The organism is Massilia sp. Root418, assembly GCF_001425265.1.
Classification (GTDB): Bacteria; Pseudomonadota; Gammaproteobacteria; order Burkholderiales; family Burkholderiaceae_D; genus Rugamonas.
The window spans coordinates 892340-907716 of record NZ_LMEC01000011.1; the positions used below are offsets into that span (position 1 = coordinate 892340).

General features: G+C 68.3%; 15 protein-coding genes. 4 read left to right on the plus strand and 11 right to left on the minus strand.

What is annotated here, in order from left to right; all coding sequences use genetic code 11:
* Positions 1 to 29: 29 nt before the first annotated feature.
* From cpaB to ASC94_RS11485, 11 genes are all read right to left on the minus strand, one after another.
* A complete protein-coding gene (cpaB, locus tag ASC94_RS11445; RefSeq protein WP_056394521.1) occupies positions 30 to 884 on the minus strand; it encodes a Flp pilus assembly protein CpaB in 855 nt (284 codons plus the stop codon).
* A gap of 36 nt (positions 885 to 920) precedes the next feature.
* Positions 921 to 2255 (minus strand): hypothetical protein, encoded by a 1335-nt coding sequence (locus ASC94_RS11450; protein WP_056394523.1) that lies wholly within the window; start codon positions 2253 to 2255, stop codon positions 921 to 923.
* A 15-nt stretch (positions 2256 to 2270) separates the two neighbouring features.
* The gene (locus ASC94_RS11455; RefSeq protein WP_082616412.1) at positions 2271 to 2903 is read right to left on the minus strand and encodes an isoprenylcysteine carboxylmethyltransferase family protein; all 633 of its coding nucleotides are present in this window, start codon (positions 2901 to 2903) and stop codon (positions 2271 to 2273) included.
* A complete protein-coding gene (locus tag ASC94_RS11460; protein ID WP_229417238.1) occupies positions 2900 to 3595 on the minus strand; it encodes a prepilin peptidase in 696 nt (231 codons plus the stop codon). The genes ASC94_RS11455 and ASC94_RS11460 overlap by 4 nt, the downstream gene beginning before the upstream one ends.
* The gene (locus ASC94_RS11465) at positions 3588 to 4706 is read right to left on the minus strand and encodes a phosphatase PAP2 family protein (protein WP_082616413.1); all 1119 of its coding nucleotides are present in this window, start codon (positions 4704 to 4706) and stop codon (positions 3588 to 3590) included. The genes ASC94_RS11460 and ASC94_RS11465 overlap by 8 nt, the downstream gene beginning before the upstream one ends.
* Positions 4703 to 4876, minus strand: coding sequence for a Flp family type IVb pilin (locus ASC94_RS31725; RefSeq protein ID WP_082616414.1), 174 nt, complete (start codon positions 4874 to 4876; stop codon positions 4703 to 4705). The genes ASC94_RS11465 and ASC94_RS31725 overlap by 4 nt, the downstream gene beginning before the upstream one ends.
* 94 nt (positions 4877 to 4970) lie before the next feature.
* A complete protein-coding gene (locus tag ASC94_RS11470) occupies positions 4971 to 5150 on the minus strand; it encodes a Flp family type IVb pilin (RefSeq protein ID WP_082616415.1) in 180 nt (59 codons plus the stop codon).
* 64 nt (positions 5151 to 5214) lie between these two features.
* Positions 5215 to 5361 (minus strand): hypothetical protein, encoded by a 147-nt coding sequence (locus tag ASC94_RS32480; RefSeq protein WP_157201388.1) that lies wholly within the window; start codon positions 5359 to 5361, stop codon positions 5215 to 5217.
* Positions 5362 to 5654: 293 nt separating this feature from the next.
* The gene (locus ASC94_RS11475; RefSeq protein ID WP_056394530.1) at positions 5655 to 6338 is read right to left on the minus strand and encodes a response regulator transcription factor; all 684 of its coding nucleotides are present in this window, start codon (positions 6336 to 6338) and stop codon (positions 5655 to 5657) included.
* 7 nt (positions 6339 to 6345) lie between these two features.
* Positions 6346 to 7995 (minus strand): sensor histidine kinase, encoded by a 1650-nt coding sequence (locus ASC94_RS11480; protein WP_056394532.1) that lies wholly within the window; start codon positions 7993 to 7995, stop codon positions 6346 to 6348.
* Positions 7996 to 8132: 137 nt separating this feature from the next.
* A complete protein-coding gene (locus ASC94_RS11485; RefSeq protein WP_056394533.1) occupies positions 8133 to 9026 on the minus strand; it encodes an MBL fold metallo-hydrolase in 894 nt (297 codons plus the stop codon).
* Positions 9027 to 9301: 275 nt separating this feature from the next.
* Here ASC94_RS11485 and ASC94_RS11490 point away from each other — a divergent pair, with 275 nt between their 5' ends.
* From ASC94_RS11490 to ASC94_RS11505, 4 genes are all read left to right on the plus strand, one after another.
* Positions 9302 to 10969, plus strand: a complete 1668-nt coding sequence (locus ASC94_RS11490) for an HD family phosphohydrolase (protein WP_056394536.1) — start codon at positions 9302 to 9304, stop codon at positions 10967 to 10969.
* 4 nt (positions 10970 to 10973) lie between these two features.
* Positions 10974 to 13235, plus strand: a complete 2262-nt coding sequence (locus tag ASC94_RS11495; RefSeq protein WP_056394540.1) for a CHASE2 domain-containing protein — start codon at positions 10974 to 10976, stop codon at positions 13233 to 13235.
* A gap of 125 nt (positions 13236 to 13360) precedes the next feature.
* A complete protein-coding gene (locus tag ASC94_RS11500; protein WP_157201389.1) occupies positions 13361 to 14386 on the plus strand; it encodes a ShlB/FhaC/HecB family hemolysin secretion/activation protein in 1026 nt (341 codons plus the stop codon).
* A 76-nt stretch (positions 14387 to 14462) separates the two neighbouring features.
* On the plus strand, positions 14463 to 15145 hold a 683-nt coding region (locus tag ASC94_RS11505), incomplete at its 3' end, for a filamentous hemagglutinin N-terminal domain-containing protein (RefSeq protein WP_229417247.1).
* Positions 15146 to 15377 lie beyond the last annotated feature (232 nt).

Below are 15377 nucleotides of genomic sequence, written 5' to 3' on the forward strand. Positions count from 1 at the left end.
TCTCCTGTGGCTGGCCGCGTGGGCCGGGCTTAATACCGTTCAAAGCTGACGGCGGTGCCGCGCATGACTTCCACCATGTCGCCGGGTTCGCGCACTGCCGGCTGCGGGCGCGGCCGGGCCGGCGCCGCGGGGCGCGCCGGCGCCGCGGCCGGCAGCACGGCGGCCAGCCTGGCGTCCAGCAGGCTGGCCTTGGTGGCGCCGTCGGTGCGCACCGGGTCGGGGTCGGCCTGGTTGCGCAGCACCAGCGACAAGGTGCCCACGCTGCGCGCCAGGTCGAGGCGCTCGGCCTGCTGCGGCGACAGCTCCAGGGTCACCGCGTTGACCACCTTGGGTTTGGTCTCGTCGCGCCCCGCCTCCTGGGCGATGGCCAGCACCAGTATCCGTTCCAGCACGATCTTGGAGATGCTGGCGTCCTTCATGCCGGCGTGGCGCGGCCCGTCTTCCTGGGTGTTGACCAGCACGTCGACGAAGTTGCCGGGCAGGGCGAAGCCGGCCACGCCCACCACGTCGTTGACCCGCACCGTCATGGCGCGCTTGCCTTCGGCCACCACCGCCGACAGCCCGCCCTGGGTGCCGGGCGGCGCCAGCTTGCCTTCCATCAGCGGCTCGCCGCGCTGCAGGCTGGCGCGCGTGACGCGCGAGGCCAGCAGCTTGGGGTCGCTGATGGCGCCGGGCGGCATGGCGTTGGCCGGCCAGTCCACCAGCCGCACCATGTCCGGATTCAGGCGCGAGCCGAGCGCGATGTCGACCAGCGCCACCGCCACCTTGCCGGTGCCGGCCGTGCTGGCGGCCTGCCCATTGATCCAGCGGGCCGCCACCAGCACGGCGCCGCCGGCCAGGACCACGGCAATCAGCATCATTACCAGTGCGCGTGTGTTTCTCATGTTCGTCTCCTCTGCCTTGCGGGCGTTGCGCCGGGATCAGGCGCCGGTGAAATAATTGTTCCAGGCCCAGTCCAGTACCGGCCGGCCCAGTTGCGGTGCGCAGCCCTGGTAGCGCGCCAGGTCGCACACCTGGCCCAGGATGTCGCGCGGATAGCAGGCCATCAGCGGACGCTGCTGCGCACCGTGCAGCTGCTCCAGCAGGTAGCGGAAGTGCTCCTCGGCGTAGGGGATGGCCAGCTGCTCGCATTGCAGCTGGAACACCCGCTGGTACTGCGCCTCGGTCAGTGCGCCGACGTGGATCTTGTAGCCGAGCCGGCGCAGGAAGGCTGCGTCGGCCAGCTCGGCCGGCGCGAGGTTGGATGAAAACACCACCGTCACATCGAAGGGGATGGGGAATTTGTAGCCGCTTTGCAGCGCCAGGAAATCGAGGTGGCGGTCCATCGGCACGATCCAGCGGTTCATCAGCTCGCTGGGCGAGCAGCGCTGGCGGCCCAGGTCGTCGATGATGAACACGCCGCCGTTGGCCTTCAGGTGCGGCGGCGCCAGGTACAGGCGCGAGGCGGCGTCGAAGCGCAGGTCCAGCATGTCCAGGGTCAGCTCGCCGCCGGTCAGGACCGCCGGGCGGGCGCTGCGCAGCCAGCGCTGGTCGCGCGGCGCGCGGCGGTCGAACATGCCGGGCGGCGGCACGCCTTCCTCCATCATGCTGTGCACCAGCGGGTCGTACAGGGCGATCACGGCGCCGTCCACCATCAGCGCGTAAGGCAGCGTGATCTCGCCCTGCAGCAGCAGGCGCAGGCGCTCGGCCAGGTAGGTCTTGCCGCTGCCGGCCGGGCCGTGCACGAACATGGCGCGGCCGGAATTGAGCGCCGCGCCCAGCTGGCCCAGCAGCTCGGGACTGATCACCAGGTGGCCCATCACGTCCTGCATGCGCTCGCGCGAGATGCCGATGTGGCGCACGCTGTCCTGCTGTACCTGGGCCGCGTAGTCGGCCAGCGTCACCGGCGCCGGACCGGCGTAGGCGTCGCGCTGCAGCGCGTCCAGCGCGCGCTGGCGGCCGGCCTCGGTCAGGTGGTAGTACAGGTCGGCGTCGGTGCCGCTGGCGCCGCGGCGGCCGATCTCGGCCAGCTTTTCCGTGCGCAGGAAGGCCAGCAGCGGGTCGAGCACGCTGGGCGGCAGCTTGCTCAGCGCGGCCAGTTCGGCCAGGCGCAGCTGGCCGCGCAGCGCCAGCATCTTGCCCAGCAGTTCGGTCAGGAACAGGAAGGGCAGGCCGGTTTCCTCCACGCTGCGCGGGGCCGGCTTGCGCGGCGCGGCCTTGAGCGGATGGGGGCGGGCCGGCTGGGGCAGCACGGCGGGATCGGTATCGGCGGGCATGGCAGGGTCCTTGTCTCAGAACAGCAGGGGAATCAGGCGGTATTTGACCCGGTTCATGTAGTCCAGGTAGTGCAGGTCGCGCGCCAGGAAGCGTTCCTCGCGCACGACGCGGGCCATCAGCAGCGCCACGCCGAGCAGCACCAGCAGCAGGTTGGCCAGGCTGGTGTTGACCAGCACATAGCCCAGGTACATCAGCAGATAGCTGGCATACAGCGGATGGCGCACCACCCGGTACAGGCCGCCGGTCTTGACGGTGCGGCGCGCGGCGACCAGGCCGAAGCTGCGGTTGAGCGAGAGCAGGCCGCCGATCTGCAGCAGCACGCCGGCCGCGATCAGCACGGCGCCGCCCGGCAGCACGCCGTTGCCCACCGGCGTGAACAGCATGGGCGTGGCGGTGCCGGCCAGCGCCAGCAGCCAGTCCAGCGGCGCGTCCGACACGGCGGCCGGGCGGTCGCGCAGCAGGAACAGCATGGCCACCAGCGATTCCGAGCCGGCAAACAGCAGGTAGCTGTACAGGCCGCTGTGCTGCCAGGCCAGCAGGTGGCTGTAGCAGAAGGTGATCCAGACGGCCGCCAGCAGCAGGGCGCCGCTGCCATGCAGCGCGCGGGAGGTGCGCAGGCCGCGCAGGGGAGTAGTGGTGGTTTTCATAGGAGCTCGCGCCAGGCAGGGAAATCGGACAGCAGCAGCTGCAGTGCGGTGCCCGCCGCGATGGCGATGGCGTACGGCAGCTGGCCGGTGGGGGTCGCAGGGGCGTCCACGCTGACGCTGCCGCCGCCGATGCGGCGCAGCACGGCCGACAGCAGCATGGTGCGCAGATTGGCCCAGACCCGCGCCAGGTCGCCGCGCCGCGCCGCCACCGCCAGGCCCAGCAGGCCGCCGGCCAGCAGCGACAGCAGGCCGGCGCCCAGCACTTGCTGCGGGCCCAGGAAGGCGCCGGCCATGGCCAGCAGCTTGACGTCGCCGGCGCCCATGGTGCCCAGCATATACATGGGCAGCAGCAGGGCCAGGCCAAGCGCCATGCCGGCCAGGCCGAGCAGCAGACCCAGCGCGCCGAAGGGCAGGCTGTACAGGCCGGCGCCGGGCGGCAGCGCGCCCTGCAGCGCCAGCCCGGCCAGCGCGCCGGGCAGCACCAGGGCGTTGGGGATGCGGCGCGCCCGCACGTCGTGCCACACGGCCGAGGCCAGCAGGCCGAGCAGCAGCAGCAGCGGCAACGCCATGCGCGGATCGGCGCTGAATTTATGGAAGGCGTGGGCCAGGGCATCCGGCAGCGTGTCCGGCAGCGCGCGGCCCATGTTCCGGGCCATCGTGTGCGCCATGGTGTACAGCATGGCGTCAGCCATGATGGGTGCTCCCCGCCGGCTTGGCGCCGCCCAAGGCGGCCGGCTGCGCTGGCTGCAGCCGGCCGACCAGCATCCACAGCAGCGCCGCGCCGATGGCGCCGGCATAGCCGTCCACCGCGTAATGCCAGCCCAGGTGCACCGAGCCTGCCAGGATCAGCAGCGCGAACAGCGTGAGCGCCGTGCCGGCGGCGCGGTTCAGGCGCCAGCCGGCCAGGGCCATCAGTACCGAGCTGGCCACGTGCATGCTGGGCATGGCCGAGATCGCCATGCCGGAGACATTGCCGCTGTGGCGGTAGTCCTGCCACAGCAGCTCCTGCACCCGCAGCGCCAGCAGCGGCACTTCGCGGTCGGCCTGGTACAGGTAGTGCATCTGGGCGGCGTAGGGATTGGGGCCGTCCAGCACGTAGCCGTAGTAGCAAGGCCCGGCCGAGGACAGCAGCACCGCCATCAGGTTGCCCAGCAGGGCCCAGGACAGCACAAAGCTGAACAGGAACTGCATGCGCAGGGCGGCGCGCTCGCTGCTGAACACCAGCCAGTACGTCAGCCCGAACATGATGAAGAACCACAGGTGGTACACCAGGTTCAGCGCAGCCGTCAGCAGCGGGTGGCCGAACACGGCCTGCAGCCAGGCCCAGGGTGCGGTGCCGCCGTGCAGCGCCAGGTCCAGTTCGGCCAGGCGGCGGTCCAGCGCGAAGGGCTGGATCAGCGGCACGGCCGCCTTCAATTCGGTGAAGCTGCCGGCAAACAGCGCCAGCAGCAGCACGGCCGGCAGGGCGAACAGCACCCGCTCGCGGCTCAGGTAGCCGCGCAGCTGCCGGCCCAGGTGGCGCAGCAGCAGGCGGGGGCGGATGAACAGCATCACGTACAGGGCGTAGCCGGCCAGCGCGAACAGCGGGCCCACCAGCAGCGCCGAGCCGTAGCCGGCCAGCAGCGTGCCCACGCCTGCGCCGCTGTGGTAGCGGACGCGCACGGCGGCGGCGGCCAGCGCATGCGCGCCGATGGCCAGGGCCAGCCAGCGGTGGGCGCGCAGGGCAGGGGCCAGGTCGCGCAGCAGTGCGCGGGCGGGGCCGGCCAAGTGCGCCGCCGGGGCCGCTGTGGTCAGAGGTTTCATTGCAGGGCAAGGACGATGAGGTCCCTGGCGTAGGTGTACAGCTGGCCGAGCGCGTCGCCGAAGGCGGTGGCGCCCACGATGACCACCCCGGCGATCAGGGAGGCCAGCAGCGCGTATTCGATCGCGGTGACTGCCGATGTGTTCTGGAAGAAGCTGAGGAGGCGTTGCATGATAGCCCTCGCTGTGTCTGGATGCGGGATGGAGCGCTTGGCGCCTGGGCTGCGCCGGAACGGGGGAGGGCCCGTTCCGTGTCGCAGTGGCCGCTCAGGCGGCCGGGGTGACGCCGCTGATCTTGGTGCTGATGTTGGTAAACATCGTGTTCAGCTTGGTGCCCACGGCGGTCACGCCGACGATGATGGCCACTGCGATGAGTGCGGCGATCAGGCCGTATTCGATCGCGGTGACGCCGTCTTCTTGCAGCCAGAACTTTTGGATTGCTTGCATGATGATTCTCCTAGGTTAGTGAAATGCACCGGATGGAACGTGCTCCGGAACCGGGTGCGGCGGTTCAGATGCCCTTGCCCAGCGCCAGCAGCAGGATGATGCAGACCACGCTCACCAATGCCGCCAGCAATACTGCTTCGTAAAAGGTGGCGCCCTGTTCACTGCCCAGGAAGCCCTTGGGGGAGACCGGCCGGCTGTCTGCTGCGTGCATGCTGTTCTCCTCGCTGGGCGGTGCTGATGAGCGCTGCCATGGAAACAATATATTCCTGGGGGCATTGCGCTACATCAGACGAATGTCATTTTCCGTCCATGACACCCACCCTATTTCCATTTCCAACAGGCAGGACATTTGTCACGGAAGCACGTAACGGTGCGGCTTGCAGGGCGGTAGTCTCAGAATGACAACACGCAAATATCCCGTTTCGGCGGTGACAAAGCGTGAGAATTTGGCAAAAAACAACAGTCGCGCGCGGACGCGGCGGGCGCCGGGGCTGCGCGGCGCGTTTAGCCGTCGTGCCGGCCGTTTGGCGGGGTGGTGAGGAAGATGTACAGGTCCAGGCGGTTGGTGACGCCCAGCTTGTGGTAGATGGCGGTCAGGTGGTTGCGCAGCGTGTGTTCGGAGATGTAGAGCTGCTCGGCCAGTGCCTTGTTGACGGCGCCGCCGCCGTCGGCCAGCAGCTGGCAGATCTTGCGTTCCTTGAGGGTCAGGCTGGCCAGCCGGTCGGCCTGCGGCGGCGGGATGTGGGCCGGCTTGCGCATTTCCTCGAAAATGCGGCCCAGCATGCCGTGCTCCAGCCACAGCTCGCCCTCGTGCACCTTGCGGATGGCTTTCAGCATGATCTCGGGCGCAGCATCCTTGCCTACCACGCCGCGCGCGCCGCGCAGCACGGCCTGGTCGAGCTGCTCACGGTCGCGGGTGCCGCTCAGCACTAGCACCCGCGTGCCGGGCGCGGCGGCCAGCGTGGGCAGGATGTCGAGCGAATTGCTGCCGTTCAGGTCCAGGTCCAGCACCACCACGTCCGGCGCCAGCTGCGCCGTGAGCGCCAGCGCGCCGGCCATGTCGGAGGCCGCGCCCACCACTTCCATGCCGTCCGCCTCGCTGCCGACCAGGCGGTCCAATCCCCACAAGATGGTCTTGTGGTCGTCCACCAGCAGGACGCGGATGCGCGCGGACGGCGGCGGGGTCATCGGCGGCTCAGACTGGAATCACCACTTCGATCGCCGTGCGGCGGCCGGTGCCGGCGTGCACCCGGGTGCTGCCGCCGAGCGCGAAGGCACGCTCGGCGATCGATTGCGGCAGGAAGTCGGACTGGGTCACGCTGCGGCAGTCGTTCTCGATGCGCACCCGCAGCTCGCCCTTGTCGCACGCCAGCGTGACGGCGCCGTTGCGCGCCTCGGTGTGCTTGCGGATATTGCTCATGCCCTCGTTGACGATCTGGAACACCTCGGCCGCCAGGCGGTCGTTGACGGCCAGCTGGCCGGTGCTGTCGACCGTGATGTCGATGCCGTAGAACTGCTTGACCTGGCTGGCCTGGCGCCGCAGCGCGACCAGCAGCTCCGGCTCGCGCGGCGCCTCGCCGCTGCGGAAGGTCTGGGCGTAGCGGCGCAGGTCGACGATCACCTGGCCCATCATCTCCAGCAGCCCGTCCAGGTCCGGCAGCAGCGGGTTGTCCGGCGCGGCGCGCTTGCGCAATGCGCTCACGCCGTGGCGCAGGCCGATGTAGGGCTGGATGGTGCTGTCGTGGATGTCGCGCGCAATGCGCTCGCGCTCGCGCAGCACCGCTTCGGAGGCCATGCGGTCGAGCAGGGCGATGTTCTCGATGATGGGGAAGGCCTGGCTGGCGATCTGCAGCAGGAACAGCGCGTCCTGCTGGCTGTGGTCGCGCGTGGAAGCCACCACCAGCCAGCCTTCGCCGCGGCGCAGCGGCACTTGCACCGCGATCAGCGAAATGGCGTCCAGCAGCTCGGCCAGGCGTCCGGCCGGGCCGGGCTCGACCCGGCTCCAGGCGCTGCCGGCGCGCTGGCATTCGTGCGCCTCGTGGCCGCGCCGCAGCCAGCGCCACAGCGGGCGCTGGTACAGCAGCACCTGGCCGCTGCGCACGCACAGCAGCGGTTCGGCCGCCTCGGCGCTCAGGCGCTTGTCGTGCAGCGCGTGGCCGGGCTGGTCGGCGGTGGCGGTGCGCAGCATCCATTCATTGGTGTCGGCGTCGCGCAGCAGCAGCAAACAGGTGCTGGCGCCGTAGAAGCGGCAGGTCTTGTCCAGCACCGAGGCCAGGGTGTGGTCGACGCCGAAGCGCGGGTTCGATTGCTGGCTGACCTCGTGCAGCAGCTCCAGGCGCCGCCGCTGCGACACCACCATGCCGCCCCAGTGCGAAATCATATAGCCCAGCGCCAGCATGAAAGTCGAGCGCAGCAGCACCCGCGCCAGTTCGTCGTCGCTGGTGGCCAGCGCGGCGGTGCTGGCGAACAGCAGGGTCGAGGCGATGGTGATGCGGGCGCCGGCGGCCAGGCCGGAAGTGAAGGCCGCGCTCAGGATGGCGAAGAAGAAGAAGGGGTAGAAAAAGCTGCTGGAGCCGCCCGTGCTGAGCACGATCAGGTAGAACCACAGCACGTCCACCCAGGCCACGGCGCGCGCCCAGCGCCGCGCGCGGCTGTAGTCCAGCGCCAGGCTGTAGACCAGGAAAGCCGCAAACACCGGCGCCGTGTAGCCGTTGGTGCGGCCCATGGCGCCGGGATCGATGTACAGGGTCAGCAGGCAGGAAGCCGCAAGCAGCGAACGCATCCGGTTGACCATGGACGCGTCGGCAGGATCCTGCCAGGACTGGATAGCACTTTCTTCGCTCACTGAACCTCCCGTGCAGACGCAAACCAGTTATGCTGCAGTACAACACGGATTCAGTTTAGCGGCGGCCCGGACGCTTGTCCATTAGCAAATGCCTTTTTTGCAATGCGTGGGCGCCGATGGTACAGCCGAAGCGCGGCCTACAGCGCCACTTCCAGCCCTTCGTAGGCCAGCACCACCTGCAAGCCTTCCGGCAGCGGTGCGCGGCGCGCCATCACTTCGGCGAACACCGCTTCCAGCTCGTCGTCGCTGCGGGTCGGTTCGTGGTGGGTGCAGTACAGCTGCTTGGCGCCGGCCTTGATGGCCAGGTCGAAAGCCGAGTCGAAGGTGCCGTGGCCCCAGCCCTGCTTGGCGGGGTATTCCTCGCGCGTGTAAGAGCAGTCCACGATCAGCGCGGTCACGCCGCGCACCTTGTCTTCCACGGCGCAGGCACGCTCCTCGATGTGCTGCTGGTAGGCCGCGTGCTCGGGGTGGCCTTCCGGGTAGATGTTGTAGTGCGGCTCATGGTCGCCTGTGAAAAACACCGACTTGCCGTTGCAGTCGATGCGGTAGCCCAGGTCGATCACGGGGTGGTTCATCATCACGTTCGAGACCACCGCGTCGCCCACCTCGATGGCTTCGCCCACCGCCAGCGTGCGGTACTCGATGGTGGCGTCCATCTGCGTTTCGCTGACCGGGAAATAGCTGTTCTGCAGCTGCACGCCCATCACGTGCTCGATGCCGTTGCCGGTGTCCGGGTCGGTGGTGCCGTGCAGGCGCACGCGGCTGCCCTTGATGAACAGCGGGGTAAAAAAGGGCAGGCCGTGGATATGGTCCCAGTGGCTGTGGGTGATGAAGATGTTGGCCTGCACCGGGGTTTTCTTTTGGGCGATCAGGGACTGCGCCAGCGAGAACAGGCCGGTGCCGCCGTCGATGATGATCAGGGTGTCGTCGTCGCTGCGCACTTCGATGCAGGTGGTGTTGCCGCCGTAGCGCGCGGTGCGCGGACCCGGGGACGGGATGGAACCGCGCACCCCCCAAAATTTGAATTTCATGCTCTCTACCCTTAGCTTTTCCCGCTGTCGTTCTGTCACTGCCGCCCTTCTGTTGCCTGTTCACTATGAACCATGATTGAACAGGCAAGTGGCGATCCCCCTCGGATGATAGCCTTTTTTTCATGAAATCTGGGCCAAAAGTTGCGAATTTGAGCGTGTTGGACGGAGCGGCCGTACCGCGCGCGCATTTCGGCGCATTTCCAATGTACAGCGGCTTGCACTGAGGCTACACTCCCACTACACGCCTGTGCTTTAAAAAGCTTATAAAAAACACCATGCAAGAGCTGAACCACATACAAATCGCGCAGCGGCTGGATCAGCTGACGGAACTGAGCGTCGCCCTCGGGGCCAGCCACGAGACCGACGAGCTGCTCGAACGCATACTCATGGTGGCCAAGGGCATGACCCATGCCGACGGCGGCACCCTGTACCGTCCCAGCGCGGACGGCGCCAGCCTGTGCTTCCACATTTCCGTCAACGACACGCTGGGCATCCGCCAGGGCGGCGCCCACGGCGACCGGATCGACATTCCGGCCGTGCCGCTGTTCGACGAGCAGGGCGACAAAAACCTGTCCTCGGTGGCGGCCTACTCGGCCAACTTCCGCCTGTCGGTCAACATCGAGGACGTGTACCAGGCCGACGTGTTCAACTTCTCCGGCATGCGCTCCTTCGACCAGCAGCGCGGCTACCATTCGCAGTCCTTCCTGACGGTGCCGATGACGGACCACGAGGGCGAGCTGGTGGGCGTGCTGCAGCTGGTGAACGCGAAAGACCCGGCCAGCGGCGCCATCCGCGCCTTCAGCCCCACCGACCAGCGCTTCATCGAGGCGCTGGCGGCGCAGGGCGCGGTGGCCCTGACCAACCAGCGCCTGATCCAGCAGCTGGAAGACCTGCTGGAAGCGCTGGTCAACCTGATCAACATCGGCATCGACGAAAAATCGCCCTATACCGGCCGCCACTGCCAGTTCGTGCCCGAGCTGACCATGATGCTGGCCGAGGCGGTGCACAACACCGAGACCGGCCCGCTGGCCGATTTCCGCATGAACGACGGCGACCGCAAGGAGTTGTGGCTGGCTGGCCTGCTGCACGACTGCGGCAAGATCACCACCCCGGTGCACGTGGTGGACAAGGGCACCAAGCTGGAAACCATCTTCGACCGCATCCACATGGTGTCCACCCGCTACGAGGTGCTGATGCGCGACGCCGAAATCCGCGCGCTGAAAGCCAAGCTGGCCGGGGGCGGCGCGGCCGACCACGCCGCCATCGACGCCGCGCTGGCCGAGGAGCTGGCGCAGCTGGAGGCCGAGCGCCAGTTCCTGCGCGCGGCCAACGTGGGCGGCGAGGGCATGAAGCAGGAAGACCAGGAGCGCGTGCTGCGCATCGCCTCGCGCCGCTGGACCGGTCCGCGCGTGTTCAAGAAGGAGCCGGGCGCCGAGGAGCCGCCCTTCGTGCGCGAGGAGCAGGATTTCCTCACCGCCGAGGAAGTGGAAAACCTGAACATCCGCTTCGGCACCCTGACCGAGCCGGAACGCAAGGAAATCAACAACCACATCGCCGTCACCATCCGCATGCTGGAATCGCTGCCCTGGCCCAAGCACCTGCAGAACGTGCCGGAATACGCCGGCGGCCACCACGAGCGCATGGACGGCAAGGGCTATCCGCGCGGGCTGACCAAGGACCAGATGTCGGTGCAGGCGCGCATCATGGCCATTGCCGACATCTTCGAGGCGCTCACTGCGCGCGACCGGCCCTACAAGAAGGGCAAGCCGCTGTCGGAGTCGCTGCGCATCCTGGGCAACTTCAGCCTGAACGGCCATATCGACCCGGACCTGTTCGACATCTTCATCCGCTCCAAGGTCTACCTGGACTTCGCGCACAAGAACGTCGACGCGCGCCAGCTGGACCACGTGGACGAGTCGAGGATTCCCGGCTACACCCCGTAAGCCGATGCGCAAGCTCCTGCACAGATACGGCGCCCGCTGGGCCCTCGGGCTGGCGCTGTGCGCGCTGGCCATCCTGCACGCGGCCGGCGCGCTGCACGTGGACACGCTGGACCGCATGGACACCTTCATGTCCGGCCTGCGCATGCGGCTGGAAAAGCCGGTGCTCGACCCGCGCGTGGTGATCGTCGACATCGACGAGAAAAGCCTGGCCGAAGTGGGGCGCTTCCCGTGGGGCCGCAACGTGATGGCCAGGCTGGTCGAACAGCTCACCGTGAAATACGAGGTGGCGGCGGTCGGCTTCGACGTCTCCTTCCCCGAGCCGGACACCAGTTCCGGCTACGACGTGCTCAAGCAGCTGGCCCAGGGCGAGCTGCAGCAGGTGCCAGGCCTGCAGGGACAACTGGCGCGCCTGCAGCCGCAACTCGACTACGACGGCCTGCTGGCGCAAGCCATCGCGGGCCAGCCGGTGGTGCTGGGCTACAGCCTGTCCGGCAGCCAGGCCCGGGGCATGCTGCCCAAGCCGGCCTTTACCGAAGACATCCTGAACGGGCGCACGCTGGACGCCTACACCGTGGCTGGCTACGAAGCGAACATTCCGCGCCTGCAGCAGGCCGCGCTCAGCGCCGGCATCTTCACCGCCATGCCGGACCGCGACGGCGTGGTGCGTTCCACCGCGCTGCTGCAAAAGATCGGCAAGGGTTACTACCCCACGCTGTCGCTGGCCACCGCCGCCGTGGCGCTGCGCGCGCGCTCGATCGCGCCGCTGTTCGAAGGCACGGTGGACACGCTGTCGGCCGCCGAGCGCAGCAACGGCGGGCTGGATGCCATCGCCCTGTTCCACGCCGAAGGCAATATCCGCATCCCGGTGGGCGAGGGACTCACCGCCACGGTGCAGTACCGCGGCCCCGGCGGTCCGCACGGCGGCGGCTACCGCTACGTGTCGGCGGCCGACGTGCTGCGCGGCGCGGTGCCGGCCGGGCAGCTGTCCGGCGCCATCGTCCTGGTGGGCACCACCGCGCCCGGCCTGAACGACCTGCGGGCCACGCCGGTGAACGCCCAGTATCCCGGGGTGGAAATCCACGCCAATATGATCAGCTCCATCCTGGACGGCAGCTTCAAGTTCCGGCCCGACTACGCCAGCCAGTTCGAGGCGGCCCAGCTGCTGGTGCTGGGGGTGCTGCTGGCGCTGGCCCTGCCGGTGCTGGCGCCGGCCTGGTCCATCCTGCTGTCGCTGCTGGCCGCCGGCGCGGGCGGCGCCCTCAACTTCTACCTGTACCGCGCGCACGACCTGGTGTTCAACATGTCCTCCATGCTGGTGCTGGCGCTGGCGCTGTTCATCCTGAACGTGGCCTGGGGCTATTTCTTCGAAGTGCGGCGCGGCCGCGCGCTGGTGTCGCGTTTCGGGGAGTACGTGGCGCCCGAGCTGGTGGCCGAGATGGCCGAGAATCCGGAAAAATATAATATGGACGGCGAAAGCCGGGAGCTGACCGTCATGTTCGTCGACGTGCGCGGCTTCACCACCATCTCCGAGGGCCTCACGCCCAAGGCGCTGCGCGAATACATCAACCTCTATTTGACGGCCATGTCGACCGACATCCGCGACAGCCACCGCGGCACGCTGGACAAATACATCGGCGACGCGGTGATGGCGTTCTGGGGCGCGCCGGTGGCCTTCCCCGACCACGCCAGCCGGGCGGTGGCCACCGCGCTGCTGATGCAGGCCAGTGCGCAGCGCCTGAACCAGGATTTCCTGCAGCGCGGCTGGCCTGAACTGAAGATCGGCATCGGCGTGAACACCGGCCAGATGCACGTTGGCGACATGGGCTCGCAGATCCGCCGCGCCTATACCGTCATGGGCGATGCGGTCAATCTCGGCTCGCGCCTGGAAGGCATCACCAAGGTGTATGGCGTAGGCATCGCCGTGGGCGAAAGCACGCGCGCGGCGGCGCCGGAGTTCGCCTACCGCGAGCTGGACCTGGTGCGCGTCAAGGGCAAGAACGAGCCGGTGGCCATTTTCGAGCCGCTGGCGCGCGAGGCGGAGCTGGACCAGGCGGCACGCGCGGAACTGGCGCGCTGGCACGCGGCGCTGGCGCTGGTGCGCGGCCAGCAATGGGACGCGGCGCAAGCGGCGCTGGAAGCGCTGCAGCAGGCTGCGGCACCCGGCGCGCATGCGCTGTACCGGCTTTACCTGGAGCGCGTTGCCTATTACCGTGCCCACCCGCCGGCTGCGGATTGGGATGGCGTAACGACCTTTGACACCAAGTAATAATGACGCAAAGTATCTGTGCGGAAATGCATCAGGACGCTAAAATAAACGGACGGGCGGCATAAATCGGACTAAACTGAGAGTAACAACTATTTCTCTCAAGTCAAGTCCGGACGGAGGCCATCATGCGATGCCGCGTCGTGCAACTGCTGGCTGTTGCGGCCCTGTCCGCAGCCTCGGGCACGGCTTTTTCCACAGGGCAGAGTGCGGCGGAGAATGCGGTCCAGCCTGCCGGGCCCAGGCCCGGATTGAGCGCAGCGGTCGGCCTGGACAACGGCGGCGGCGGCGTGCGGCTCGATTACCGCTTGCCGGCGGCAACGCCGGGCGACACGCTGGATCTGTACGGCGGCTACAACCAGAGCGACTACGCGTGGAAGGAACGTGCCTGGCCGGAGGGCGGCAAGGGCGCCTTGCTGGGCGCGCGCTACAGCCAGCTGCTGGGCAAGAGCGCAGGTCATGAATCGCGCCTGAGTTACGGCGCCGGCGTGAAGGCTTTCCGCGTCGATGGCGCGCAGGACGGCGAGCCGGGCGGCGACGTCACGGTGCACCCGCTGACCGTGAATTACAGCGGCAATTGGCTGTTCGCGCGGGGGGAGGCCAGCGGCTCGGTGACGGTGCTGCGCAATGTGTCCGGCGGGCCGCGCGGCGGACAGGACGATTTCAGCCGGGCGCGCCCGGGCGCGGACGCCGACTACAGCATCGTGCGGCTGGCGGCCAGCCTGACGCGGCAACTGCCGCGCGACTTCCAGGTGCGCGCGGCCCTGAACGGCCAGTACACGCGGGACGTGCTGGTGCCGGGCGAGCAGGTGGGCGTGGGCGGCGGCGCGCAGGTGCGCGGCTTCAGTGCGCGCGACCTGGCCAACGACAGCGGCCTGGCCGCCAACGTCGAGCTATATTCGCCGCAGCTGTGCGGCGACGCGCGCTGGCATTGCCGCGCGCTGGTGTTTTATGACAAAGGGCTGGTCAAGCGCAACCGCGAACAGGGAGGCGAGCTGCGCACCAAGGCGATCGGCAGCGTGGGCGTGGGCCTGCGCTTCGGCGTCTCCCGCGACGTGGATGTACAAGTGGACTACGGCCATGTGCTGCGTTCGAGCCAGGTTCCGCTGCAGGACAAGAATCGCCTGCACATCAGGGTCGGCCTGAGCTGGTGATCTGCCGATACAGGGTTGCTGATAAAAACGCACAGACGAGGAAAGCACGATGATGACAGGTCCGGTTCCACTAGGCATGCGGCGCAAGCTGCTGGCGGCGTTGGTAGCAGCGTGCTACGGTACCGCTTACGGCAACCCCGGCGCACCGCAGGTCGTGGCGGGCCAGGCCAGCTTCCTCCAGCAAGGCAATCTGTACACCATCACGAATACGCCGAACAGCATCATCCACTGGCAGAATTTCTCCATCAACCCCAACGAGATCACCCGCTTCATCCAGCAGAGCGGCGACAGCAAGGTGCTGAACCGCATTGTCGGCCAGGACCCCAGCAAGATCCTCGGTGCGCTGGAATCGAACGGCAAGGTCTACCTGATCAACCCGAACGGGGTCCTGTTCGGCAAGGACGCGCGCATTGACGTGAACGGCCTGGTTGCCTCCAGCCTGGCCATCAGCAATAGCGACTTCCTGGCCGGGAAGAACCACTTCAGCGGCGAGGGCGCGGGCAAGGTGGTCAACCAGGGCAGCATCACCACGCCGGGCGGCGGCCAGGTCTACCTGATCGGCGCCAGCGTGGAGAACAGCGGCGTGATCACCACGCCGCAGGGCGAGGTGGTGCTGGCGGCGGGCAAGAGCGTGCAGCTGGTCGACTCAGCCAACCCGGATGTGCACGTGGTGCTGTCGGCGCCGGCGGACCAGGCGCTGAACCTGGGCCAGGTGCTGGCGGCCGGCGGCAAGGTCGGCATCTACGGCGCGCTGGTGAANGTGCACGTGGTGCTGTCGGCGCCGGCGGACCAGGCGCTGAACCTGGGCCAGGTGCTGGCGGCCGGCGGCAAGGTCGGCATCTACGGCGCGCTGGTGAACCAGCGCGGCCGCGTGAGCGCGGACAGCGCGGTGCGGGGCGCGAACGGCAAGATCGTACTGAAGGCCAGCGGCGCCGGCGGCACCGCGCTGCTGGAGGCGGGCAGCCAGACCAGCGCCGCCAACAGCGCGGGC